Source organism: Pseudomonas abietaniphila (assembly GCF_900100795.1).
GTDB lineage: Bacteria > Pseudomonadota > Gammaproteobacteria > Pseudomonadales > Pseudomonadaceae > Aquipseudomonas > Aquipseudomonas abietaniphila.
The window spans coordinates 1-25,456 of the sequence record NZ_FNCO01000005.1; the positions used below are offsets into that span (position 1 = coordinate 1).

Sequence of the window (25,456 nt, forward strand, 5' to 3'; positions counted from 1 at the left end):
ATTGTTTAACCAGCTTGAGTTTGAAGGCTGGATCGTACTTCGTCATGGCTGTCCCCTCGGTTGGACTGGGTGTCCAACTTTCGGGGGTCAGTTCACGAAGGCGGAACGCTTCTGCCGTCAGGCAGAACCCACCATCAGCGCCACCGAACGATTAGATAAACACCCGACCGCACAGCCAACCCGGCTTTAGAAGCAGAAACAATCCGCGCCGCACCAAACGCCCCCAACCCAAGCGCACATCGCGACGCGAAACCATTGGTGCGGTGTTCCAGGCACACCGCAAGCCTTTCAATCAAACCGTATCCACCTTCAGCGAGTGATCCCCCAACATGCCGTTGATGATCGAAGCGGTATCGTGCCCGCTCGCCACCACACCGCCTGCCCCAGGAGAAACACCGTACTGCTGTGCCAGGTTGACCCCGGCCAGGTCGATGGTTTGAGTGGTCGCCCCGCCCGCCACACTGCTTACGCCGATGGAAGACACCAACGACGCGCCGTTGCCGCTGACGCTGAAGTGCAGGAAGTTCTCCAGTGAATTGGCATCGGCGTGTTCACCCTGCAACAACTGCGAAAGGTCGAGTTTGTCGAGACCGAAGTTGAAATCCGTGATCGTGTCATGCCCGGTGTTGCCGGCTTGCCACTGGAAGGTGTCGTGCCCAGAACCACCGGTCAGCATGTTGTTACCCGGCCCGCCAATCAGGAGGTCATCGCCCGCGCCGCCGTTGAGGACGTCGTTGCCCAGACCGCCATTGAGCACGTTGTTGCCCTGATCGCCCGTCAGGTGATCGTTGAAGTTGGAACCGATCAGGTTCTGGATATTGACCAGCGTATCGGTCCCGGCCCCACCGGTGTGTTGCGCCCCCAGCTCGGCGGTGCTGACGGTCACGCCGGCCGTGGCCAGCGAGTAGTTGGCGGTGTTGTTCCCGGCCCCGCCATCGAGCAGGTCGTTGCCCGGCCCGCTGAAGAGCATGTCGTTGCCGTTGTCGCCAAACAGTTCGTTAGTGCCAGGCCCTGCTACCAGCACGTCGTTGCCGTCGCCACCGTGGAGGTGGCTGTCGGCCGCGCCGACCAACACATCATCACCCGTCGTGCCCAGTACCGTGTGCCCGTCCTGATGCGCGATGTTCACCGCGGCGGTGCTGCTGCCGCCGTGCGGGTCGGTGACGGTGTAGGTGCTGTGGACATCCGGGGTGGTGTTGACCGCCGCGTAATCGATGGTCAGGTTCAGGTTGTAGTGTTCTTTCACCCCGGCGTCGGCCTGATTGACCACGATCAGGCGATACGTGCCCTCTTCGGTCGCCGTGAACGTGCCGCCATCCGAGAGGCCGTGGTACGCGCCGTCCTCGAACTTCCACGCCATGCCCAACACGTCGTTGGTCAGGCTGTGGTCGACCGTGACGGTTTCACCCGCCCTGAGGTGCACGCTGTACAGGTCCTGTGCGTTGGACGGCGCCGCATTGACGGCGCCCAGGTAACCGCTGATCACCAGCAAGGCCGTGGTCGCCGTGTTGTTGAAGAAGTCGCTGCGGTCCAGGTTTTTCAGGTGATTGCTGTCTTTGTTCTGGGTCCCTGCGAACTGAAGGGTTTTCAGCGAGCCCGCAGAGAAGTCAGCGCCCTTGGCGGTCCACCCGGTGTTGAAGGAAGTCGGCGAGGCCGTCAGCGAGCCGCCATTGCCCGGCACATCGTTGGCCGCCAGTGCGGCGCCCGGGATGACGATGCTCGAACCGCCCAGGTTGGTGATGACGTTGTCGGCCACCGCAATCGGGGCTTCGTACACAGGCGGCGGAACGACCTGAACATTGAGGTTGGCCGAGGCCAGATCACCGTCGTTGTCGCTGAGTACATAGTGAATGTTCTCGGTCACCGGTTGGGTGACGCCCACTGACGGCGTGTAGCTGTATTCGCCGGTGCCCATGTTGACCACCAGCGTGCCGTGCTCACCGGTGACCGTCAGGGTGTGGTTCTGGGCATCGAAGACACCGTGGTTGTCCCCGCCGCTGGTCGTCACGCCGCCCTGATGGCTGTAAGCCTTGGGATCGAAGGTGTACGTGGTGCCGTCGACGCTGACGGATTTGATGAAGCCCTGATCGGCACCGAAGCTGCCGCCTTCCAGCAGGCTGCCATGCACCCCGCCCTGCACGGTGCCACTGAGCACCACATTCAGCTGACCGAGGTCTGTGACCACCACGGCGCTGGTGTTGGTGCCCGTCGCGCCGTTGTAGGCGACCGGGTTGAGGTAGGTGCTGCTCACGTCAGTACCGACGCCAATGGCGAAGGCGTTGATGTGATGGCTGTCGAGGAACGCGGTCCAGGCGTGTTCTTCAGTCGCGTCGATACCGTCACCGCGTGCAGGGTTAGGCACGTGGTCCGGATCAGAATGCTGCGGCGACGTCGTCGGGTTGCCGTCCGAGAAGAAGTACGCAAGGTTTTGCGCACCCGCGATGGCGCCTTTCTCGACGAATGCTTGTTGTGCAGCGGCCAGCGCGGCGTCGTAGTTGGTGCCGTTGCCAGCGGTCAACGCATTGACCATGGCCTTGGCCGTGGCGACATCCACCCATTCGTTGCTGCCAATGTTCGCCTGGCTGTTGAAGGTCACCAGTTGCACTTTCACATCACCCAGGGCTTCGTACTTGTTCAGCAGCTCGATGATCGCCTGTTTTTCCAGGCCCAGACGAGACAGCCCGTTCACACCCGACGCCTCGTTCATGCTCGCCGAGTTATCGACGATCAGCATCAGGTTGGTGTCGACGCCCTCGCTGGTCACCGTCTTGTCGATACAGGCCGCTTTCGGTTGATCGTCGACGATGTTGACCACAATCTGCGCGGTGGATGAATGCCCCAGCGAGTCGGTGACGGTGTAATTGAACGTGTCGTGGGTGATGTTCGGCCCGTCGTTGGCGGCAGGCGTGGTTTTCGGTGCCGACGTCAGCGTGTAGGTGTAGCTGCCGTCCGCGTTCAGATGCAACACGCCAAACTGACCTTGAGCGGTGCCGTTGTGTGCGCCGTCAAGGCTGAAGGTCAACGCGCCATAACCGCCGTGGGCCGAGTCGGCAACCGTGCCGGTGCCGGTTTCCCCAGTCGAGCCAGGATGGCTGCCGGTGACTTTCCCGGGTGCCAGGTCCTGGCCGTCCTTGTGGGTATCCAGCGCACTTTCCTGCACGGTGACGTCATGATCGTTGCAGGCAACCGGTGGGCAAGGCGGGGCGACGTTGACCGTGACCGTGGTGGTGCTGGTGTCGCCATCGGCGTCGCGGATGGTGTAAGTGAACACGTCCTGCTCGCCATGCGGACCGACCAGCGCCGGGTTGCTGTGATAGGTCGCATTGCCTTGGGCGTCGACAATCAACGTGCCGTACAACCCGGTGATCACATTGTTCAGACCGCCCGATGCCGGGGTTGAAGTGTCACCACCGGCACGCACGCCGACGATCAGGCCGTTAGGGCCAGCGCCGTCTGCGCCCGCCGAATCGTTGAGCAGCAGGTTACCGCTGACATCACCGCCCGCCGCAACGTTGCCAATGTCGCAGTGCGCCTGAGGCGTGTCGTCGAGAATCTTGACCACGACATTGCCGTCGCTGACGTCACCGTCGTTGTCCACCGCATGCACGGGGATCTGATCGTTGAGTGACGTGCCGTCGCCCTGGTTATGGTTTTCCGATTGGTTAAGCGTGTAGGTGTACGTCACCTCGCCCGTTGTCGGGTTATAGGTGAGGATGGTCAGCGTGCTGCCCGAAGGCAGGGTCGTCGATTGTGGGGACGATAGCGGCACGCCGTGATCGATTACGTTGATACCGCCCACGGTCAAGGTCTGCAGACCGTCCGGTGCGGTGATCTTGATGGTGCCGGTCTGCGTCAGCGCATCCTGATCCGGATGCGAGCCGCCCGGCAGGTTCGCTTCATCGACCGTGCAGTCGCCACCGCCGATGGTCACGCCATCGTTGTGGTAGACATTGACGGTCACCGTCGTGGTGCTGGTGTCGCCGTCGGCGTCGCGGATGCTGTAAGTGAAGACGTCCTGCGCGTCGCCATGACCACCATTATTCGGGTTGGCCACATAAGAAGCGTTGCCGTTGGCATCGACGATCAGGTTGCCGTAAAGACCCTGAATCACAGTCCCGACTCCACCGGAAACCGGGTTCGAGGTGTCGCTGCCCGCGCGTACGCCAACAATCAACCCACCGGCTCCCGGACCGTCGGCGCCTGCGGTGTCGTTGCCGAGAATATTGCCGCTGGTTTCGCCACCTTCTTTAACGTAGCCGATATCGGGATTGGCCTGCGGCACGTCGTCCGTCACGTGGACATTGATGTTGCCGTCCGCCACGTCGCCGTCGCTGTCCACCGCATGCACGGCAATCTGTTCGTTGTTGACCGTGCCGTTGCCCTGGTTGTGGGTTTCCGCACCGTTGAGCGTATAGCTGTAGGTGACTTCCCCAGTGACCGGGTTATAGGAAATGACGGTAAACGTGCTGCCCGAAGGCAACGTGGTCGATTGCGGCGACGTGATCGCTACGCCGTTTTCGATCACGTTGATGCCACCGATGGTCAGGGTTTGCAGGCCGTCCGGGGCGGTGACCTTAACGGTGCCGGTCTGGGTCAGCGCCGCGGCGTCCGGGCTGCTGCCGTCCGCCAGGTTGGCTTCGCTGAGGGTGCAATCGCTGCCACCGATGATCACGCCATCGTTGTGGTAGACGTTGACGGTCACCGTCGTGGTGCTGGTGTCGCCGTCGGCGTCGCGGATGGTGTAAGTGAAGACATCCTGCGCGTCGCCCTGTCCGCCCGAGTTGGGGTTGGCCTGATACGAGGCATTGCCGTTGGCGTCGACCGTCAACGTGCCGTATAGCCCTTGAATGACCGTGCCTACGCCCCCGGAAACCGGGGTCGAGGTGTCGCTGCCCGCGCGCACGCCAATGATCAACCCACCGGTTCCCGGACCGTCGGCGCCTGCGGTGTCGTTGCCAAGGATGTTGCCGCTGGTTTCGCCACCTTCTTTAACGTAGCCAATGTCGGGATTGGCCTGCGGCACGTCGTCGGTCACGTGGACGCTGATCGTGCCATCGGCCACGTCGCCGTCGCTGTCCACGGCATGTACGGCGATCTGTTCGTTGTTGACCGTGCCATCGCCCTGATTGTGGGTTTCCGCGCCAGTGAGCGTGTAGGTGTAAGTCACCTCGCCCGTGGTCGGGTTGTAACCCAGGATGGTCAGCGTATTGCCGGATGGCAGGGTGATCGATTGTGGCGAAGTGATCGCCACGCCGTTGACCACGACGTCGATGCCGCCGATGGTCAGGGTCTGCAAACCGTCAGGCGCAGAGACTTTGATCACCCCGTTCTGAGTCAGCGAATCCGGGCTGGGGTTACTGCCATCGGCGAGGTTGGCTTCGTTCAGCGTGACTTCGCTGGAGCCGAGGGTCACGCCGTTGTCCACCGGCGGCGGCGGTGGCGGTTGATCAGGCGGAGGATTGTCGGGCGGGGTCACCACCGGCGGCGGCACCACGATCGGCGGAAGACTCGCGTCGGGCGAGCCGTTTACGAACGTACCCACCTCAAGCTCCGGCAGGAGGAAGGTGGTGCTCAGACCGGCTGTCGGAAACCCGATCACCGGGTTCACGACGCCTGCGGTTTCGGTCAGCAGCACGAACGAGTGCCCGCCCCCCAACGCTGTCGGCGAACCGCCTGGGTTGGCATTGCCAGCAGCGGGCGGATCGGTGACCTGACTCGGGTCAGCCCCGGCGGCAATCGCCTGCTGGACTTGCTGCACGTCGGACAACTGGGCCTGACTGGGCGCCGCATCCGGGGTGTCTACGTGCGTCGCGTGGTTGGCGAGGATCTCCGGCGTCAGCGGCATGCTGCTGTCTCGCCCCAGCGTCAGTTCGCCTCCCTTGGCCAGATGTATCGCGACCGCGCCCGTGGGTCCGGTTTGCAGCTGTTCGCCGGCATAAACCTTGTCGCCTTCGATCACCAGACGCTTGGTGCCGTTGCCCGCCACCGCGAAAACGTCGCCCACCACCTGCTGCACAGTACCGATCAACCTGGCCATATCCACTCCTTTGCTGCAAATACCGGATCAGAAAATGTTACGAATCCAACAAAAACTGTTCATTCGGCGCACAGAAATGGCTAAGAGCCAGCTTCATACGACAATTTTATGTCGCTGAATTTTTTCAAGTTTTTTGCTCGAAAAACCACTTGATCGAACGCCGTCAAATTTCCGTTGAAACTTCCACCGCAACCGTAAGATGCTTGTAAAACCTTGAATATAAGCGTTTCCTGAAATCAACCTTCGCTTGAAAACCAGAAATGGCATAAGTTTTTTTTGGAATAAGGCTTATGAAAAAAACGTCTGAGCTTTTCCCAAAGTTGTTCTTAGCTCTGATGTTACAAACCTGATACGGTTTCAACCGCAACATTCGACGGTTTTTTGGCGTTAGCAGAAGATAACAATCCAGGGAGAAGTTCCATGCGCGATTTGACCCCGCTCTACAGTGCAGTTGTGTTGGCGGTCGCCTGCGCCCAGGCGCAAGCCATGTCACTGAGTCAGGCGATTCAGAACACTGTCGACAACCACCCGGAAATTCACTCCAACGTGAACAACCGATTGTCCGCAGATGAAGATGTGAAATTCGCCAAAGGGGGCTATCTCCCGACCGTGGACGTGATCGCCGCCTACGGCCGCGAACACACCGACAGCCCCACCACACGCGCCTTCGGAAATCACAACGAAGAAACGCTCAATTACACCCAGTCGGAATTGCGTCTGCGCCAGATGCTGTTCGACGGTTTCAACACCAAGAACGAGGTCGGCCGGACGCAGGCCGTGGTGAATTCCCGGGCGTACTACTTGCGCGGCACCGCTGAAGATCTGGCGCTCAGGGCCACCGAGGTGTACCTCGAAGTGCTCAAACGCCGTGAGTTGCTCGACCTTGCGAAGAACAACCTGCAGGCCCACCTGCGCATCAATGACCAGATCGGCCTGCGCACCAACCGTGGCATCGGCAGCAATGCCGACAGCGATCAGTCCAAAGCCCGCCGCGCGTTGGCCGAGAACAACTTCTACACCGCACAGGTGGACCTGGCCGACGCCGAAGCCAATTTCTTCAGTGCCGTGGGCAAGATGCCCGATGAGCTTGAGGCGCCCCCGTCGATCAAAGGCGAAGTGCCAAAAAGCCTGAGCGACGCCCGGCAGAGCATGTTGGTCAATAACTCTTATCTGAAGTCCGCACAGGCCGATGTCAACGCCGCCGAGAAACAATACGAAGTCGCCAAATCGCCGTTTTATCCACGGTTCGACGGTGAACTGGCTGTCGGCGCGAACAACAACCTGCAAGGCGAAGAAGGCCACGACAACGAATGGCGCGCCGCCGTGGTGATGAATTACAACCTGTTCAACGGCAACCGTGACAAGGCCCGCTTGAACTCGGACGCCTACAAGACCGGCCAGGCGATGGACATCCGCAACAACGCATTGCGCATGATCAACGAAAACCTGTCGCTGGCCTGGAACGCCATGAACAACGCCCGCGTCCAGACCCCGATCGCCCGTGAATACGCCGAAACCACGACCAAGGTTCGCGCCGCGTATCAGGATCAGTTTGGCCTGGGTCAACGGACCCTGCTTGACCTGCTGGACAGTGAAAACGAGCTGTACAACGCCGCCCGTCGCTACACCGAACTGCGCTACACCGAGGAGTACTCGATGTACCGGGTGCTGGCCACCGAAGGCGAGCTGCTGAGCAAGGCGCGTGTGGTATTGCCAACGGCCGCCGTCGCGCTGACAGAAGTCAAAAGCGAAGCCCGGCTTCCCGAACTGAAGTAAGCGAACTGAAGTAAGCAGTAGCGCATTTAGCGCGGGAGAAGTCTGTGACCAGCATGCCGCCTGTATTTGAATCAGCACCTGCATTTGACCCACGTTCGAACTTCGATGACCCGCTGCTGGATGGCTTGCTCATCCTTTGCCGGCTCCACGACTGCAGCGCCAGCCGGACCAGCCTCAGCGCCGGTCTGCCGCTGGCGCAACAATCCTTGAGCGTCGACCTTCTGCCTCGCGCCGCCGCTCGCGCCGGGTTGCAGGCGCGTGTTCTGCGTCGCAACCTGGACGCCATCGACGGTCTGAACCTGCCTGTATTACTGCTGCTCAAGGGCAATCGCTGCGCGGTCCTTCGACGATGGGAAGAAGACGGTCGGGCGCTGATTTTGCCGAGCGAAGCGGACGGCGGCGAACAACGCGTGACCCGTGAGGAACTGGCCACGCTGTACACCGGCCAGGCGCTGTTCGCACGCCCCCGCCACGAGCTGGAAAACCTGCGCTCGCCGCTGGTGCCAAGGGTCAACGCCTGGTTTCGCGACACGCTCAAGCTGTCGCGCTGGCTGTACAGCGACGCGATTCTCGCCAGCCTGATGATCAACCTGCTGGGGTTGATGGTGCCGCTGTTCGTCATGCAGACCTACGACCGCGTTGTGCCCAACCAGGCCACATCCACTTTGTGGGTCCTCGCCATCGGGTTATTGATCGGCACCGGCTTCGAACTGACCTTGCGCCTGGTGCGTGCGCGCCTGCTGGACCAAGCCGGCAAGAAGACCGACGTAATCCTGTCCGCCACGTTGTTCGAGCGCATCACGGGCATGTCGATGAAGGCACGTCCCGCCACCATCGGCGGCTTCGCCCAGAGCATTCATGACTTTCAGGGGCTGCGCGAATTCCTCACCGCCGTGACCCTGACCAGCATCATCGACCTGCCCTTTGCCATCTTGATGCTGGCGGTGATCGGGCTACTGGGCGGCTGGCTGGTGGTGATTCCGCTGGTGGCGTTCCCGGTCACCATTTTGTTTGCCTGGATCATCCAGATACGCCTGCGCGACACCGTCGAACGCAGCCTCGCGCTGGGCGCCGAGCGTCAGGCGTTGTTGGTGGAAACCCTGGGCGGTCTGGAAACCCTGAAAGCCTGCGGCGCCGAGAGCGAACGTCAGCACAAGTGGGAGCACACCCATGGTGCCCTCACTCGCCTCGACAGCCATGCGCGGGATCTCTCGGCGCTGGCCAGCAACGGCACGTTGTTCATTCAGCAGTTTTCGGGCATGGCGACCATCGTTGCCGGCGTCTACAGCATCATCGCCGGCAACCTCAGCGTCGGCGCACTGGTCGCCACTTATATGCTGGGCAGTCGTGTGCTGGCGCCGTTGGGGCAGATCGCCGGGCTGATCACGCGCTATCAACAAGCGCAGATCACCATGAAAAGCACCGACGCGTTGATGGCCCTGCCGCAAGAGCGCGACCCGACCAAACACCCGCTGCAGCACACTCAACTCAAAGGGGCGATGGAGGTCGTCAAAGCGAGCTTCGCTTACGGCGGTCCGGGCACATCGGCGGCTTTGAACGAGGTCAGCATCACCGTCAAACCGGGTGAGCGGATCGGCATCATTGGCCGCAGCGGCTCAGGCAAGAGCACGCTGGCGCGGCTGATCATGGGCTTTTACACGCCGGATGAAGGGCAGCTGTTGCTCGACGGTCTGGACCTGCGCCAGGTGGACGTCGCCGACCTGCGCCAGCAGGTGGGTTATGTCGCCCACGACCTGCCGCTGCTGGCGGGCAGCCTGCGGGACAACCTCACTCTGGGCGCCCGTTACGTCACCGACGCCCGGATGCTGGAAGTGGCTGAGCTGACGGGCGTGACCGAGCTGGCGCGTAATCACCCTCTGGGCTTCGACCGGCCGGTGGGTGAGCGCGGGCAGTTGCTGTCCGGCGGTCAGCGCCAGGCCGTGTTGCTGGCTCGCGCGTTGCTGCTCGACCCGCCCATCATGTTGCTCGACGAACCCACCAGCCACATGGACAACGGCAGCGAAGACGTGCTGCGTCAGAAGCTGTTCACCCTGATGCAAGGCAAGACACTGCTGCTGGTGACCCACCGCATGTCGATGCTGAGCCTGGTCGACCGGCTGGTGGTGCTGGACAACGGCAAAGTCGTCGCAGATGGTCCCAAAGAGCTCGTCGTCGAAGCACTGCGCAAGGGCCGTGTCGGCCCGGCCACGGTTTAAGGAGCGTTCCCTATGTCATCCGCTCAAGGTTATTTTCACCCTGGTCGTCAGGTCGATACCGAGTTCATGCCGGAAGTCGCCGGCGTCGCGGCACAAGACTCGTCCCGTGGGTCTCGCATCACGGTCTGGATCACGGCCGCGTTGATCATCTGCGCGCTGGTCTGGGCCAAATTCGCCGTGTTGCAGGAAGTCACCATGGGCGAAGGCAAGGCGATCCCGTCGAGTAAAGTCCAGGTGATACAGAACCTGGAAGGCGGCATCGTCACCGAAATCTTCGTGCGTGAAGGCCAGATCGTGAACAAGGGCGACACGCTGCTGCGCCTGGACGACACGCGTTTTCTGTCGAACAAGGGTGAGAGCGAGGTCGATAAATACACGCTGATGGCTCAGGTTGATCGCCTGTCCGCGGAGTCTGAAGGCCGTCCGTTCAAACCGTCCGCCGTGGTGCTGGCCAAGGCGCCACAGGTCGCGGCAGACGAGCAATCGCTGTACGACTCACGCCAGCGTCGCCTGGCCAGCGAGCAACGCACGCTGCAAGAACAGCTGCGGCAAAAGACTCAGGAAGTCGCCGAATTTCGCTCGAAACAGGATCAGTACCGCAATCAACTCGGGTTCATTCAGCAGGAGCTGAGCATGTCCGCACCGCTGGTGAACAGTGGTGCGGTGTCGCCGGTCGAGATCATTCGGCTCAAAGGCAAGGCGTCTGAAGCACGTGGTCAGATGGACGCCACCTCGCTGGCGATCCCTCGCGCGGAGGCCGCCATCAATGAGATCAAAAGCAAGATCCAGGAATCGCAGGACAGCTTCCGCTCGGACGCCGCCAAGGACCTGAACGACAAACGCGCTGACCTCGCAAAAGCCAGCGCCACCAGCATCGCCATCGACGACCGAGTGACCCGCACCACAGTGACCTCGCCGGTGAAAGGCATCGTCAAGACGCTGAAGGTCAACACCATCGGTGGCGTGGTTCAGCCAGGCAGCGACATGGTGGAAATTGTGCCGCTGGAAGACAACCTGCTGATCGAAGCCAAGGTCCGGCCGCAGGACGTCGCGTTCCTGCATCCGGGTCAGAAAGCGATGGTGAAATTCAGCGCCTACGACTACACCATCTATGGCGGCCTGCCCGCCAAACTGGAGCTGATCGGCGCCGACACCACCACCGACGACAAGGGCAACACGTTCTACCTGATCCAGGTGCGCACCGACAAAAACCATCTGGGAAGCGACGCCAAACCACTGCTGATCATCCCCGGCATGGTGGCCACCGTGGACATCATCACCGGCGAGAAAAGCGTGATGGACTACCTGTTGAAACCGGTGCTGAAGGCCAGGACGGAGGCATTGCGGGAGCGGTAGTCAGTGCTCCCAACGTTGGGTCTTTGATTCTGGCCGCAGGCCGTAGCGACTGTCTTCCTCACGCTACATGTACAGCCTCTTCTGGAGGCTTTGATTCTGCCCGCAGGGCGTAGGAGCGACCGGGGTGGCGTTCCACCTTGCCCGCGATGACGTCGGTACATTCGATGCACTTCCATCGCCAGATACAACGCATCGCGGGCAAGCGCGCTCCTACAGGTACGGGGTAATGACTGACCGTCAGGCCATACCATAGGCCTGTGGGAGCGAATTCATTCGCGATTGGCCGGTGCATCCGAAAGATATTCATCGGATTCACCACCGCATCGCGAATGAATTCGCTCCCACAGGTTCGACCGCGCGCAGCCTTTACCGCCTATTTGCGCTTTTTATCGTCCTTCGCAAACGCCGCCTCCAGCGCTTCGTTGATCGTGCGCAGCACCTTCACCCGGGCCCAGCGCTTGTCGTTGGCTTCGACCAGCGTCCACGGGGCGATCTCGGTGCTGGTGCGGTCGACCATGTCGCTGACGGCCTCGCGGTATTGCGGCCACTTCTTGCGGTTGCGCCAGTCGTCCTCGGTGATCTTGTGGCGCTTGAACGGAATCTTTTCCCGCGCCTGGAAACGCTCCAGCTGGGTCTTGTCGTCAATCGCCAGCCAGAACTTCACGACGACGATGCCGGCGTCGGTGAGTTGTTCTTCGAAGTCGTTGATCTCGCTGTACGCCCGCAGCCAGTCGGCCTCGGAGCAGTAACCCTCCACGCGCTCCACCAACACCCGGCCGTACCAGGAACGGTCGAACACCGTGAACTTGCCCCGTGCCGGGATCTGCCGCCAGAAGCGCCACAGGTACGGCTGCGCCAGCTCGTCCTGACTCGGCGCCGCGATCGGCACGATGTGGTACTGCCGTGGATCGAGCGCACCGGCCACGCGCTTGATGGCGCCACCCTTGCCAGCCGCATCATTGCCTTCGAACACCGCCACCAACGCGTGACGGCGCATGCGCTTGTCGCGCATCAGACCCGACAGACGTGCCTGCTCGGTAATCAGTTGCTCGTCGTAATCGTCCTTCTCCAGCGCCAGGGTCATGTCCAGGTTGTCCAGCAGGCTCAATTCGTCGGTGTTGCTGGGCAGCGGCCCGAGGTTGACCAGGTTGGTACTGCCTTCCGGCGTCTTCAGCGCATTCTGCAAACCTTCGAGCAGCAGACGTCCCACGGTCAGGCTGCGGTAGTTGGGGTCGACGCCTTCGATCACATGCCACGGCGCATAGTCGCGACTGGTGCGACGCAGCACGCGCTCGCCGAAGCGCACGAACTTGTCATAGGTCTTTGACTGCTGCCAGTCCAGCGGGCTGATCCGCCAGCTGTGCAAAGCGTCGTCCTTAAGGGTCTTGAGGCGCAATTTCATCTGCTGCTTTGACAGATGGAACCAGAACTTGAAGATCACCGCCCCCTCATCGACGAGCATCTTTTCAAGGCGTTCGGCACCGTTGATGGCCTGATCCAGCACCGGGTCCTTGTACTGCTTGTGTACCCGACCCTGGATCATCTGGCTGTACCAGTTGCCGAAAAAAACGCCGATACGCCCCTTCGGCGGCAGCTGACGCCAATAGCGCCACACGGGCGGATGGGCGAGTTCTTCGTCGGTCTGCTGATCGAAAGTGCGCACTTCGATGTAGCGCGGGTCCATCCAGTCGTTGAGCAGCTTGACGGTTTCGCCCTTGCCCGCGCCTTCGATGCCGTTGATCAAAATGATGATCTGGCGCTTGGCCTGTTCATGCAGTTCGTACTGCGCTTCAAGCAATGCTTCTCGCAAGGCCGGCACTTCGGCGTCGTAGGTTTCGTCGTCGATGGTGTGGCCGATTTCAGCGGATTCGAACATGTACGGCTCCTGTTCCTGATCGCTCAAGACTAGCGGATCGAATAAGTCAGTGCCGGTTGAGACCGCAAAACCGTGCCATGGGTCAATTCGCCGGCTGCGATACCGCACCCGCAGTGCGTTAAGATGCCCACCTTGCACCTGCCAAAGCGCCTTTCACAGCCTAATCATGACAACTCTCCAGCATGCCCAGCTCGACTGGGACGAAAACGGCAACCCGATCTCTCGAGCGTTCGCCGACGTCTATTTCTCCAATGAATCGGGCCTCGCCGAGACGCGTCATGTGTTTCTGACCCAGAACGAACTCCCCGAACGCTTCGCTGCGCTGCCGGCGAGCGGGCGTCTGGTGATTGGTGAAACCGGCTTTGGCACCGGCCTCAATTTTCTCTGCGCGTGGCAGCTGTTCGAGGCCTGCGCCACACCCGGCGCGCGCCTGCAATTCGTCAGCGTCGAAAAATTCCCGTTGAGCCGCGCCGACCTGGTACGAGCGCTCGCACTGTGGCCGGAGCTGAAAGGATTTGCGGATCAACTGCTGGAGCAATACGTCGCCATCCACGAGGGGTTTCAACGCCTGGTGTTTGACAGCGGACGCATCACGCTCACCCTGCTGATTGGCGATGCGCTGGACATGCTGCCGCAACTGGATGGTGAGATCGATGCGTGGTTTCTCGATGGTTTCGCGCCTTCCAAAAACCCGGAAATGTGGACGCCCGAGCTGTTCGCCGAACTGGCCCGCCTTGCAGCGCCAGACTCGACCATCGGCACGTTCACCAGCACCGGCTGGGTCCGCCGGGCATTGAACGCGGCAGGTTTCAAGATGAAGCGCGTGCCGGGCATCGGCCACAAATGGGAAGTGCTCAAGGGCCGCTTTCTCGGCTGGCCAGAAGACGTGCCTGCACCCAAACCCTGGTTTGCGCGACCGCCATCACCCGACACAGAACGCAAGGCGCTGGTCATCGGCGCCGGACTCGCCGGGTGTGCGACCGCTTCCAGCCTGGCTGCCCGGGGTTGGCAGGTCAGTTTGCTCGAGCGTCATGCGGACCTTGCGCAAGAGGCGTCCGGCAATCCGCAAGGCGTGCTCTATCTCAAGCTTTCCGCCCACGGCACCGCGCTTTCACAACTGATCCTCAGTGGTTTTGGTCACACCCGTCGCCTGTTGGAACGACTGGAACGCGGTGTGGACTGGGACGATTGCGGCGTGCTGCAACTGGCGTTCGACGACAAGGAACAGCAACGTCAGGCGCAACTGGCCGACGCGTTTTCACCCGAGCTGCTGCACGTTCTGGACACGCCCGCCGCCGAAGCGAAGGCGGGCATTGCGTTGAACAGCGGTGGCCTGTTTTACCCCGAAGGCGGCTGGGTTCACCCGCCTGCGTTGTGTCGTCGTCAGGCGAACGCGGCGAACATCCGCCTTATGCCACACCACGACGTCGTCGAATTAAGACGCGAAGGTGATCACTGGCAGGCATGGGACGGCGACCGGCTGCTGGATTCAGCACCGGTCGTGGTGCTCGCAGGTGCCGCAGAGGTCAAGCGCTTCCCGGCCAGCGCCGACCTGCCGCTCAAACGCATTCGTGGGCAAATCACCCGACTGCATGAAACTAGTGCCAGCGCGTCGTTGAGCACGGTGGTCTGCGCCGAGGGCTACGTGGCACCAGCGCGTCTGGGTGAACACACGCTGGGGGCGAGTTTCGACTTCAAGCGTGATGACCTGACGCCGACCACTGAGGAGCATCTGGGCAATCTGGACCTGCTGCGGGAGATCTCCGACGACCTGACCGAACGCCTGGATGCCGATCGGTTGCCTGCCGAACACCTGGAAGGTCGCGCCGCCTTTCGCTGCACCAGCCCTGATTACCTGCCCATCGTCGGACCGCTGGCGGACAAGGCCGCCTTCCTCGAGGCCTATGCGATGCTGCGCAAGGACGCCCGGCAAACGCCCGACACTGCCTGCCCTTGGGTAGACGGTTTGTACATCAACAGCGGGCACGGCTCACGCGGCCTGATCACCGCGCCACTGTCCGGCGAGCTGATCGCCGCCTGGCTCGACAACGAACCCCTGCCCCTGCCCCGCGCCGTGGCCGAGGCCTGCCATCCGAACCGGTTTGTATTGCGCGGGTTGATCAGAGGGAAGTAGCTGGCCTCAGCACACCTCTCTGCTGCATCCGGCTTGCTGGCAAAGGCAGTGAATCAGTGGCCTCTGACACGCTGCACTGACCCTGTGGGAGCGAATTCATTCGCGAAAAATAGTCCTGACGACAGCGCTGTGTGGGTCTTGCTGGGCAATCGCGAATGAATTCGCTCCCACAGTGCCACGGCATTCAAGCGACCTTTGCCTCAACGTATCCAACCGGCTACACATCTGCACGATCGTGCTGTTTACATCCCCCCCGGCCAACCCGGTATTCTCCACCTCACTCCTCTTCCAGGTGCAGGTCGATGCTGCAAGTCCAAGGCGTGTTCAAGAGTTATGCCACGGCGCGAGGCCCGTTGGCGGTATTATGCGGGGTGGATTTGCAATTGGGCCAAGGGCAAAGCCTGGCGTTGATGGGCGAATCGGGCAGCGGCAAAAGCACTCTATTGCACCTGGTCGCGGGCCTCGATCAGGTCGATCAAGGCAGCATCGAAATCGCCGGCCGGCGCCTTGATCAGATGAACGAAGCGCAACTGGCCAACTGGCGACGCACGGAAATCGGCCTGGTGTTTCAGCAGTTCAACCTGATCGGCAGCCTCAAGGTCGAAGACAACCTGGCCTTTCAGGCTCGCCTTGCCGGGCGCTATCAGCCTCAATGGCAAGCCGAACTCACCGAGCGTCTGGGCCTGGGCGCTCTGCTCAAGCGTTACCCCGAACAACTCTCCGGCGGGCAACAGCAGCGTGTCGCCATTGGCCGCGCCCTCGCCTCGCGCCCCGGCCTGTTGCTGGCGGATGAGCCCACCGGCAACCTGGACGAAAACACCAGCGATGAGGTCTTGCAGTTGCTGCTCGACCTGCTCGCCGACAGCCCGACCAGCCTGTTGATGGTCACCCACAGCCCCAGAGTCGCGGCCCGACTGGACCGTCAGGAAGTGCTGCATCTGGGACGTCTGGCCACTGAAGGCGAACGTTGATGCCCGTCTTCTTCTGGACGCTGAAAGCGCTGCTCAGCCATTGGCGGCGTCATCCGGTGCAATTCTTCAGCGTGCTGACCGGCCTGTGGCTGGCGACCAGCCTGCTGACCGGCGTGCAGGCGTTGAACAGCCAGGCACGCGAAAGCTACGCCAAGGCCAGTCAGCTGATTGGCGGCGAGCCGCAGAAAATCCTCGTCACCCCCAACGGCGCAAATTTCCCGCAAGAGCTGTTCGTCAGCCTGCGCCGTGCCGGCTGGCCGGTCTCACCCGCGCTGCGAGGCCGCGTCACGCTCAAGGACCTGCCCGACCAACGCCTGACCTTGCTCGGCATCGAGCCGGTGTCATTGCCGGTCAATACCGCCCTCGCGGGGCAGTCTCTCGACACTGCGCAGATCGTGTCGTTTTTCACCCCGCCGGGCAGCACCTGGATCTCCCCGCAAACCATTCAGGCTCTGGGCCTGCATGAAGGCGAACAGCCTCAAACCGATTCAGGCCAGACGCTTCCACCGCTGCATGCCCAAGCCGACATGGCACCCGGCCTGTTACTGATGGACATCGGCTTCGCTCAGCAACTGCTCAATCAACCGGGACAGATTTCACGTCTGATTTTGCCCAGAGATTTTGCAGAAAACGCCCCGGACCTGCCCGACGACCTCAAGGGCGAACTGGTGATGCGCAAGAGCGGCGAGGACAACGACCTCGGGCGGCTCACCGAAAGCTTTCACCTGAACCTTGATGCACTGGGTTTCCTGTCGTTCGTGGTCGGGCTGTTCATCGTTCACGCGGCGATTGGTCTGGCGCTGGAACAGCGTCGGGGTCTGCTGAGAAACCTGCGCGCGTGCGGCGTCAGTGCGCGGGGATTGATCGTCAGCCTGATCATCGAACTGGGCGTGCTGGCGCTGCTGGGCGGAATCGCAGGCGTGATCAGCGGTTATTGGCTCGCGAGCCTGCTGTTGCCTGACGTCGCCGCCAGCCTGCGGGGCCTGTATGGCGCTGAAGTCGCCGGGCACCTGAACCTGAGCATCGGGTGGTGGCTGAGTGGATTGGGCGTGAGCCTTTTCGGCGCGTTTCTCGCCGGGGCGAGCAGCGTGTTGCGCGCGGCGCGCCTGCCTTTGCTGGCGCTGGCCAACGCACAAGCCTGGCATGAAACCCACGCACGCTGGTTGAAACGTCAGGGCTGGGTCGCAGGGATTTCGGTCGTGATCGCGGTCCTCGCGGTGCTGTTCGGCAACAGCCTTGCGGTGGGCTTCGTGCTGATGGCGAGCCTGCTGCTCGGTGCGGCGCTGGGTCTGCCGGTGCTGCTCAACGCCCTGCTCAACCTGCTGCTGGGTAAAAGCCGATCGGTACTGGGGCAATGGTTCCTCGCCGACTGCCGCCAACAATTGCCGGCCTTGAGCCTGGCCTTGATGGCCCTGCTGCTGGCGATGGCGGCCAACATCGGCGCGGGCAGCATGACGTCGGGTTTTCGCCAGACCTTCACCCACTGGCTGGAACAACGCCTGAGCGCCGAGCTGTACATCAACCCGCAAAATTCGGCCCAGGCCGCGCCGCTGGAAAAATGGCTGAGCGAGCAACCGCTGACCTCTGCCGTGCTGCCCAACTATCAAGTGTCGTTGCAACTCAAAGGCTGGCCGGCCGAGCTGTATGGCGTGATCGACCACGAACATTACCGGCAACACTGGCCCTTGCTGCAATCGGTCAGTGGCGATGCCTGGGCGCAACTGGCGTCTGACGACACGCTGATGCTCAGCGAACAACTGGCGCGACGCCTGAAGGTCGGTGTCGGCGATCAGGTGAGTCTGCCCGCACCCGACGGCGACTGGCCGCTGCGCGTGGTCGGGATCTACGCAGACTATGGCAACCCGAAGGGCCACATACTGGTGAACGCCGATCACCTGCTCAAACACTGGCCACAGCTGACACCTAATCGCTTCAACCTGCGCATCGATCCTCGGGCCATCCCGCAGTTGCTGCGCGTGCTGCACAACAAGTTCACCATCGATGACAACCGCATCGTCGACCAGATCCAGCTCAAGGCGTGGTCCCGGCAAGTGTTCGAACGCACCTTCGCCGCGACCGCCGCCTTGAACAGCCTGACGTTGATGGTCGCGGGTGTGGCGCTGTTCATCAGCCTGCTCACCCAGAGCCAGAGCCGCTTGGGGCAACTGGCGCCGTTGTGGGCTCTGGGGGTCACGCGCCGGCAATTGATGCTGCTGAATCTTGCGCAGACCTGGGTGCTGGCGGTGCTGACCTTGGTGCTGGCGATCCCGCTGGGGCTGTTGTTGGCCTGGTGTCTGGATGCGGTCATCAACGTGCAAGCCTTCGGCTGGCGTCTGCCGTTACAGGTGTTCCCGATGCAGCTGCTGCGTCTGATGCTGCTGGCGATGCTTGCCACCCTGCTGGCTTCGGCGTGGCCTTTGTACCGCCTGTACCGCACCCGACCTGCCGATCTGCTGAGGACATTCGCCAATGAAAGCTAAGGCGATGGCCCTGCTGACGGTCGTGCTGTTACTGGCCGCCTGCGACGACAAACCCGAGGAAGAAAAAGGCTTCGCGGGGCTGGCGGATGATGCGGCCCATTACGCGCAGGTCACGCCGGGCAAGACGTTCCTGTTTCCGCTGGATCATGGCGCGCACAACGACTTTCGCATCGAATGGTGGTACATCACCGCCAACCTCAAGGACGCCGACGGCCAGTCGTTTGGCGTGCAATGGACGCTGTTCCGCAACGCCCTGCCCCGCTCCAATACGGCGCCGCAGGACAATCACGGCTGGAGCAATCGCAACCTGTGGATGGGCCATGCAGCCGTCACCTCGCAGGACGAGCACTACGCCGCCGAGCGGTATGCCCGAGGGGGCGTGGGTCAGGCGGGCGTCACGCTGGCGCCCATGTCGGCGTGGATCGATGACTGGGCGTTGACCAGCCACGCCAGCGTCGAAGACCCGTTGACCGACATGCAACTGGAAGCCCGCGGGGCGCAGTTCAGCTATCGCCTGCACCTGACGTCGAGCAAGCCGCTGGTGCTGCAAGGCCAGCAGGGATTCAGCCAGAAATCGGAGCAAGGCCAGGCGTCGTACTACTACAGTCAGCCGTTCTTTCAGGCCGAAGGCAGCCTTGAGATCGATGGCAAGACCTATCAGGTCACGGGCCCCGCCTGGCTGGACCGCGAATGGAGCAGCCAGCCGCTGACGGAAAACCAGACCGGCTGGGACTGGTTCTCCCTGCACCTGAGCGACGGTGCCGACGTGATGCTCTATCGCATGCGGCAGAAGGACGGCGAGCCGTACCTCACCGGGACCTGGATCAACGGTGACGGCAGCACCCAACGGCTCGAAGCAAAGGACATCGAGCTAGAGCCGCAAGACACCACCGAGGTCGACGGTCGCGACATGCCCACCCGCTGGTCGGTAAAAATCCCCGGCAAGGACGTGGACATCACCGTGGAAGCGCTCAACCCCCAGGCCTGGATGAATTTGCAGATCCCTTATTGGGAAGGCCCGGTGCAGATAAGCGGCAGTCAGAAAGGCGTGGGGTATCTGGAGATGACGGGGTATTGAGATGCTGCGGTTGACGCGCAATGAGCAGGAGCTGGCTGGGTGCGGGCCGTGTTTGGATGAAGGCGGTGGGTCAGGTGACATTGTCGGTGACTGAACCTGCGCATTCGCTGCCCTCGTAACCTCGGACGTCTCCTACAGGTAACGTGCGTTACGGGCGAAGGCGGTGGGTCAGGTGGCATTGTCGGTGACTGAACCGGCGCATTCGCTGCCCTCGTAACCTCGGACGTCTCCTACAGGTAACGTGCGTTACGGGCGAAGGCGGTGGGTCAGGTGACATTGTCGGTGACTGAACCGGCGCATTCGCTGCCCTCGTAACCTCGGACGTCTCCTACAGGTACTGCAGCGTCATGGGCAATGGAGGCAACCGTCGGGTCCCGTGTTACGGCCCTGAGACGAGTATCTGCCGGTCAGTGCGATGTCAGACTCACGCCCCGCTTATAACTCATCGTTCTAAAACTCTCACAATCCCTGCCGGTCAGTCTTTGGGTAGCCGGACGTCCCGTCTACGTTCCCCAACGGAAAACCGGTAAGGATTATATGTGCGGATTAGCTGGTGAATTACGTTTTGACAACCAACCTGCGGACCTCGCCGCGGTAGAACGCATCACCCATCATCTGGCCCCTCGCGGCCCGGATGCCTGGGGTTTTCATAGCCAGGGGCCGATTGCCCTCGGCCATCGTCGCCTGAAAATCATGGACTTGTCGGACGGTTCGGCCCAGCCGATGATCGACAGCCATCTGGGCCTGTCACTGGCCTTCAACGGTGCGATTTATAACTTCCCGGAACTGCGTGCCGAGCTTGAAGCCCTCGGTTATCAGTTCCATTCCGGTGGCGACACCGAAGTGCTGCTCAAGGGTTATCACGCCTGGGGCGCCGACATGCTGCCCAAGCTCAACGGCATGTTTGCCTTCGCCATCTGGGAGCGCGACAACAACAGCCTGTTCATTGCCCGCGACCGTCTGGGCGTCAAACCGCTGTACCTGTCGCTGACCGACAAGCGCCTTCGTTTCGCCTCGGCACTGCCCGCGCTCCTCAAAGGCGGTGACATCAGTCCGATGCTCGATCCGGTAGCACTGAACCATTACCTGAACTTCCATGCCGTGGTGCCTGCACCGCGCACCCTGCTGGCGGGCGTCGAGAAAATTCCGCCGGCCACGTGGATGCGCGTGGGCGCCGATGGCAAGGTCGAGCAGAAAACCTGGTGGACCCTGCCCTACGGCCCTCACGCCGATGAAGCGAACCTGACCCTGGAAGACTGGCGCGACCGCGTGCTCGACAGCACCCGCGAAGCCGTGGCCATTCGTCAACGTGCGGCGGTGGACGTCGGTGTGTTGCTGTCCGGTGGCGTTGACTCCAGCATGCTGGTCGGCCTGTTGCGCGAAGTCGGCGTGAAGGATCTTTCGACCTTCTCGATCGGCTTTCAGGATGCAGGCGGCGAGCGCGGCGACGAGTTCCAGTATTCGGACCTGATCGCGAAGCACTACGGCACGAATCACCATCAGTTGCGCATCAAGGAAAGCGAAATCATCGAGCAATTGCCGGCGGCGTTCCGCGCCATGAGCGAGCCGATGGTCAGCCACGACTGCATCGCTTTTTACCTGCTGTCCCGGGAAGTCGCCAAGCACTGCAAAGTGGTGCAGAGCGGCCAGGGCGCCGACGAACTGTTCGCTGGCTACCACTGGTACCCGCAGGTCGATGGCGCGAGCGATCCGTATGCCGCGTACCGCGATGCCTTCTTCGACCGCAGCTACAAGGAATACGCCGATACCGTTGCGCCGCAATGGCTGACCGCCAATGACGCCGCTGGCGATTTCGTGCGCGAACACTTCGCCATGCCCGGCGCCGATGCGGCGGTGGACAAAGCGTTGCGTCTGGACAGCACCGTGATGCTGGTGGACGACCCGGTCAAGCGCGTGGACAACATGACCATGGCCTGGGGCCTGGAAGCGCGTACGCCGTTCCTTGACTACCGCCTGGTCGAGCTGTCGGCCCGCGTACCCGCCCGCTTCAAGTTGCCGGACGGCGGCAAGCAAGTCCTTAAAGAGGCAGCGCGCCTGGTGATTCCGTCCGAGGTCATCGACCGCAAGAAAGGTTATTTCCCCGTGCCGGGCCTCAAGCACCTTGAGGGCGACACGCTGAATTGGGTGCGCGACCTGTTGCTCGACCCGAGCCAGGACCGTGGCCTGTTCAACCCGACCATGCTCGACACGCTGTTGACCGATCCCGATGGTCAATTGACCCCGCTGCGCGGCTCAAAGCTGTGGCAGCTCGCGGCCCTGAACCTGTGGCTCAGCGAACAAGGACTTTGACCGATGAAAGCCAACGCTTCGATCTACAACCAGCGCCTGCTGCGCGGTCAGGCGCCGTCCTATGAACGGTTGCAAGCACGCTTCGCCGAAGACGGCAGTACGCCGGACGCAGCACCCCTGGCCCTGCATTGCGGCTGGGGGCGACTGCTGATCGGTCACACGTACCCAGATCCTGCGGCGCTGGCTCATGAGTTGCTGAACGAGAAGCCTGGCGAGCGCGACATCGCGCTCTACGTGGCGGCACCGCAACAGGTGCTTGCCCAGTCGCCGCAGCAGTTGTTCCTCGACCCGTCAGACACGTTGCGTTTGTGGTTCAGCGACTACCGTCCTTCGCAGCGCGTGTTTCGCGGGTTTCGCATCCGCCGCGCACAAAGCCAGGATGACTGGACGGCGATCAACAATCTGTACATCGCCCGGGGCATGCTGCCCATCGACCCGGCGCTGCTAACCCCGCGTCATCAGGGCGGTCCGGTGTACTGGATCGCTGAAGACGAGACCACAAACGCGGTCATCGGCAGCGTTATGGGTCTGAACCATCAGAAGGCTTTTAATGACCCGGAAAACGGCAGCAGCCTGTGGTGTCTGGCGGTTGATCCGCAATGCACGCGACCCGGCGTTGGCGAAGTGCTGGTCCGGCACTTGATCGAGCATTTCCAGAGCCGCGGCCTCGCCTATCTGGACCTGTCGGTGCTGCACGACAACCAGCAGGCAAAGAACCTTTACGCCAAGCTCGGTTTTCGCAACCTGCCGACCTTCGCCATCAAGCGCAAGAACGGCATTAACGAAAAGCTATTCCTGGGCCCCGGCCCGGAGGCGGATTTCAACCCGTACGCGCGGATCATTGTTGAAGAAGCTCACCGTCGCGGCATCGACGTGCAAGTCGACGACGCGGAGGCTGGCCTGTTCACTTTAATCCATGGCGGGCGACGCATTCGCTGCCGTGAGTCGCTGAGCGATCTGACCACCGCGGTCAGCATGACGCTGTGCCAGGACAAACGCCTGACGAACAAAGTGCTGAAAGCTGCGGGCCTTGAACTGCCCGTGCAGCAACTCGCGGGCAATGCCGATGACAACCTGGCGTTTCTCGACGAGCACGAGCGGGTCGTGGTCAAGCCGGTCGACGGTGAACAGGGCCAAGGCGTTGCCGTCGATCTGCGAACTATCGACGACGTCCAGGCCGCCGTCGAACGCGCCCGTCAGTTCGACAGCCGCGTGCTGCTGGAAAGCTTTCACGAAGGGTTGGACCTGCGCATTGTCGTCATCGGTTTCGATGTGGTGGCGGCAGCGATTCGACGGCCGGCTGAAGTCATGGGTGACGGTCGTCACACCATTGCCCAGTTGATCGAAGCGCAAAGCCGTCGTCGTGCGGCGGCCACGGGTGGCGAAAGTAAGATTCCGGTGGATGAGGAAACCCGTCGTACTGTGGAAGATGCTGGCTTCACCTTTGACAGCGTGCTGCCTGCGGATCAGCGTCTGGCGGTGCGCCGCACGGCCAATCTGCACACCGGTGGATGTCTGGAAGACGTGACGGCCATCCTTCATCCCGTATTGAAAGACGCGGCCATCCGTGCCGCCCGCGCCCTGGATATTCCGGTGGTCGGTCTGGACCTGATGGTCCCGGCCGCCGACCAGCCGGAATACGTGTTCATCGAAGCCAACGAACGCTGCGGCCTCGCCAACCACGAACCACAGCCGACCGCCGAACGCTTCGTCGACCTTTTGTTTCCCCACAGCCTGCCCGTGCACGGCTGAAATTCGGCGCGCTCCCCTGCTTTTGTAGGAGCGCGCTTGCCCGCGATTGCGTAGCGCCGGTCAGCATCTTCGTCGCTGACACGCCGATATCGCGGGCAAGCGCGCTTCTACAAGGGACCCGCTCACACATTCAGGAGCCTCTCCATGACCACTGCACAAAAAATCCTCGACCCGGATCTGAACTACCTGCAGAAAGTCCTGCTGGAAATGCTCGCGATTCCAAGTCCCACGGGCTTTACCGACACCATCGTGCGCTACGTCGCCGAACGTCTGGAAGAGCTGGGCATTCCTTTTGAGTTAACCCGGCGCGGGACCATTAGGGCCACCTTGAAAGGCAGGCAGAACAGCCCCGACCGCGCCGTTTCCGCTCACCTGGACACCATCGGTGCCAGCGTGCGTGAAGTGAAGGACAACGGCAGGCTGGGCCTGTCGGCGGTCGGTTGCTGGTCCAGCCGCTTTGCCGAAGGCAGCCGGGTCAGTGTGTTTACCGACACCGGTGTGATTCGCGGCAGCGTGCTGCCATTGATGGCCTCGGGGCACGCGTTCAACACTGCCGTCGATACGATGCCGATCAGTTGGGACCACATTGAGCTGCGCCTGGACGCCTACTGCGCAACCCGCGCAGACTGTGAGTCGCTGGGGATCAACATCGGTGATTTCGTCGCCTTCGACCCGCTGCCCGAGTTCACTGAAAGTGGCCACATCAGCGCGCGGCACCTGGACGACAAAGCGGGGGTCGCCGCCCTGCTCGCCGCGCTCAAGGCCATTGTCGACAGCGGCGCCGAACCCCTGATCGACTGCCACCCGCTGTTCACGATCACCGAGGAAACCGGCAGCGGCGCAGCGGGCAGCCTGCCGTGGGACGTCAGTGAGTTCGTCGGTATCGACATCGCGCCGGTCGCCCCCGGTCAACACTCCAGCGAGCACGCGGTGAGCGTCGCCATGCAGGACTCCGGCGGTCCCTACGACTATCACCTGTCGAGGCATTTGCTGCGTCTGGGTCAGGAAAAAGAGCTGTCGGTGCGCCGCGACCTGTTCCGTTATTACTACAGCGATGCGCACTCGGCGATCACCGCAGGCTATGACACGCGCACCGCGTTGCTGGCCTTCGGCTGTGATGCGACCCACGGCTATGAGCGTACGCACATCGACAGCCTGAGTACGCTGAGTCGCTTGCTCTCGGCGTACATCATGAGCCCGCCGGTATTCGCCAGCGATGCGCATCCTTCGAATGCATCGCTGGAGAATTTCAGCCATCAGCTGGAGCACGACGCGCAGATGGAAACCGACACACGGGTGCCGTCGGTGGATACGTTGGTGGGGCAGCGTTAAGCATTTATCCGCCCCGCGCTGATCATTCCTAAACCCTGGGTGGGAATGATCAAAGAAGTCCTGTGGGAGCGAATTCATTCGCGATGCAAAGTTGCAGGCAATAGGGATGTTGAGCCTCTACCACCGTCTCGCGAATGA

At 61.9% G+C, this 25,456-nt stretch carries 13 protein-coding genes; 11 read left to right on the plus strand and 2 right to left on the minus strand.

Going from position 1 to position 25,456, the window contains the following annotated elements; all coding sequences use genetic code 11:
- The coding region (locus tag BLS87_RS34430) for a hypothetical protein (RefSeq protein WP_208605157.1) at nucleotides 1-190 on the plus strand (190 nt) is incomplete at its 5' end.
- A 102-nt stretch (nucleotides 191-292) separates the two neighbouring features.
- On the opposite strand, the gene BLS87_RS11060 is transcribed toward BLS87_RS34430, so the two are convergent.
- Nucleotides 293-6,037: a retention module-containing protein gene (locus BLS87_RS11060; protein WP_074752541.1), complete on the minus strand. Its 5,745-nt coding sequence runs from the start codon at nucleotides 6,035-6,037 to the stop codon at nucleotides 293-295.
- Nucleotides 6,038-6,457: 420 nt separating this feature from the next.
- Here BLS87_RS11060 and BLS87_RS11065 point away from each other — a divergent pair, with 420 nt between their 5' ends.
- Genes BLS87_RS11065 through BLS87_RS11075 form a run of 3 tightly spaced genes read left to right on the plus strand, consistent with a single transcriptional unit; the run spans nucleotide 6,458 to nucleotide 11,385 of the window.
- Nucleotides 6,458-7,813: a TolC family outer membrane protein gene (locus BLS87_RS11065; RefSeq protein WP_074752542.1), complete on the plus strand. Its 1,356-nt coding sequence runs from the start codon at nucleotides 6,458-6,460 to the stop codon at nucleotides 7,811-7,813.
- A gap of 53 nt (nucleotides 7,814-7,866) precedes the next feature.
- Nucleotides 7,867-10,029, plus strand: a complete 2,163-nt coding sequence (locus BLS87_RS11070; protein WP_074752858.1) for a type I secretion system permease/ATPase — start codon at nucleotides 7,867-7,869, stop codon at nucleotides 10,027-10,029.
- A gap of 12 nt (nucleotides 10,030-10,041) precedes the next feature.
- Nucleotides 10,042-11,385 (plus strand): HlyD family type I secretion periplasmic adaptor subunit, encoded by a 1,344-nt coding sequence (locus BLS87_RS11075; protein WP_074752543.1) that lies wholly within the window; start codon nucleotides 10,042-10,044, stop codon nucleotides 11,383-11,385.
- 373 nt (nucleotides 11,386-11,758) lie between these two features.
- Here BLS87_RS11075 and pap read toward each other — a convergent pair whose 3' ends face one another.
- A complete protein-coding gene (gene pap, locus BLS87_RS11080; RefSeq protein ID WP_074752544.1) occupies nucleotides 11,759-13,261 on the minus strand; it encodes a polyphosphate:AMP phosphotransferase in 1,503 nt (500 codons plus the stop codon).
- Between the two features lie 166 nt (nucleotides 13,262-13,427).
- Between pap and mnmC the strand changes: the two genes are divergently transcribed.
- The 7 genes from mnmC (at nucleotide 13,428) to BLS87_RS11115 (ending at nucleotide 25,318) form a co-directional block, all read left to right on the plus strand.
- The gene (mnmC, locus tag BLS87_RS11085; RefSeq protein ID WP_074752545.1) at nucleotides 13,428-15,395 is read left to right on the plus strand and encodes a bifunctional tRNA (5-methylaminomethyl-2-thiouridine)(34)-methyltransferase MnmC2/FAD-dependent 5-carboxymethylaminomethyl-2-thiouridine(34) oxidoreductase MnmC1; all 1,968 of its coding nucleotides are present in this window, start codon (nucleotides 13,428-13,430) and stop codon (nucleotides 15,393-15,395) included.
- Between the two features lie 302 nt (nucleotides 15,396-15,697).
- Complete coding sequence (locus tag BLS87_RS11090; RefSeq protein WP_074752546.1) at nucleotides 15,698-16,366, plus strand: ABC transporter ATP-binding protein; 669 nt, start codon at nucleotides 15,698-15,700, stop codon at nucleotides 16,364-16,366.
- Nucleotides 16,366-18,846, plus strand: coding sequence for an ABC transporter permease (locus tag BLS87_RS11095; protein ID WP_074752547.1), 2,481 nt, complete (start codon nucleotides 16,366-16,368; stop codon nucleotides 18,844-18,846). The genes BLS87_RS11090 and BLS87_RS11095 overlap by 1 nt, the downstream gene beginning before the upstream one ends.
- Nucleotides 18,836-19,924 carry a lipocalin-like domain-containing protein gene (locus tag BLS87_RS11100; protein WP_074752548.1) on the plus strand — a complete coding sequence of 363 codons (1,089 nt, stop codon included), beginning with the start codon at nucleotides 18,836-18,838 and terminating at the stop codon, nucleotides 19,922-19,924. Before BLS87_RS11095 ends, BLS87_RS11100 begins: the two co-directional genes overlap by 11 nt.
- 537 nt (nucleotides 19,925-20,461) lie before the next feature.
- Nucleotides 20,462-22,234, plus strand: coding sequence for an N-acetylglutaminylglutamine amidotransferase (locus BLS87_RS11105; protein WP_074752549.1), 1,773 nt, complete (start codon nucleotides 20,462-20,464; stop codon nucleotides 22,232-22,234).
- Between the two features lie 3 nt (nucleotides 22,235-22,237).
- Nucleotides 22,238-23,986, plus strand: coding sequence for an N-acetylglutaminylglutamine synthetase (ngg, locus tag BLS87_RS11110; protein ID WP_074752550.1), 1,749 nt, complete (start codon nucleotides 22,238-22,240; stop codon nucleotides 23,984-23,986).
- A gap of 144 nt (nucleotides 23,987-24,130) precedes the next feature.
- The gene (locus tag BLS87_RS11115) at nucleotides 24,131-25,318 is read left to right on the plus strand and encodes an osmoprotectant NAGGN system M42 family peptidase (RefSeq protein ID WP_074752551.1); all 1,188 of its coding nucleotides are present in this window, start codon (nucleotides 24,131-24,133) and stop codon (nucleotides 25,316-25,318) included.
- The last annotated feature ends 138 nt before the right edge of the window (nucleotides 25,319-25,456 follow it).

What these genes read in the sequence shown, in the direction of transcription:
- BLS87_RS11105 (WP_074752549.1), top strand. Translation starts at nt 20,462, where the DNA reads ATGTGCGGATTAGCTGGTGAATTACGTTTTGACAACCAACCTGCGGAC.
- BLS87_RS11065 (WP_074752542.1), top strand. Translation starts at nt 6,458, where the DNA reads ATGCGCGATTTGACCCCGCTCTACAGTGCAGTTGTGTTGGCGGTCGCC.
- BLS87_RS11060 (WP_074752541.1), bottom strand. Translation starts at nt 6,037, where the DNA reads ATGGCCAGGTTGATCGGTACTGTGCAGCAGGTGGTGGGCGACGTTTTC.
- mnmC (WP_074752545.1), top strand. Translation starts at nt 13,428, where the DNA reads ATGACAACTCTCCAGCATGCCCAGCTCGACTGGGACGAAAACGGCAAC.
- BLS87_RS11070 (WP_074752858.1), top strand. Translation starts at nt 7,867, where the DNA reads ATGCCGCCTGTATTTGAATCAGCACCTGCATTTGACCCACGTTCGAAC.
- BLS87_RS11095 (WP_074752547.1), top strand. Translation starts at nt 16,366, where the DNA reads ATGCCCGTCTTCTTCTGGACGCTGAAAGCGCTGCTCAGCCATTGGCGG.
- BLS87_RS11115 (WP_074752551.1), top strand. Translation starts at nt 24,131, where the DNA reads ATGACCACTGCACAAAAAATCCTCGACCCGGATCTGAACTACCTGCAG.
- BLS87_RS11100 (WP_074752548.1), top strand. Translation starts at nt 18,836, where the DNA reads ATGAAAGCTAAGGCGATGGCCCTGCTGACGGTCGTGCTGTTACTGGCC.
- BLS87_RS11075 (WP_074752543.1), top strand. Translation starts at nt 10,042, where the DNA reads ATGTCATCCGCTCAAGGTTATTTTCACCCTGGTCGTCAGGTCGATACC.
- ngg (WP_074752550.1), top strand. Translation starts at nt 22,238, where the DNA reads ATGAAAGCCAACGCTTCGATCTACAACCAGCGCCTGCTGCGCGGTCAG.
- pap (WP_074752544.1), bottom strand. Translation starts at nt 13,261, where the DNA reads ATGTTCGAATCCGCTGAAATCGGCCACACCATCGACGACGAAACCTAC.
- BLS87_RS11090 (WP_074752546.1), top strand. Translation starts at nt 15,698, where the DNA reads ATGCTGCAAGTCCAAGGCGTGTTCAAGAGTTATGCCACGGCGCGAGGC.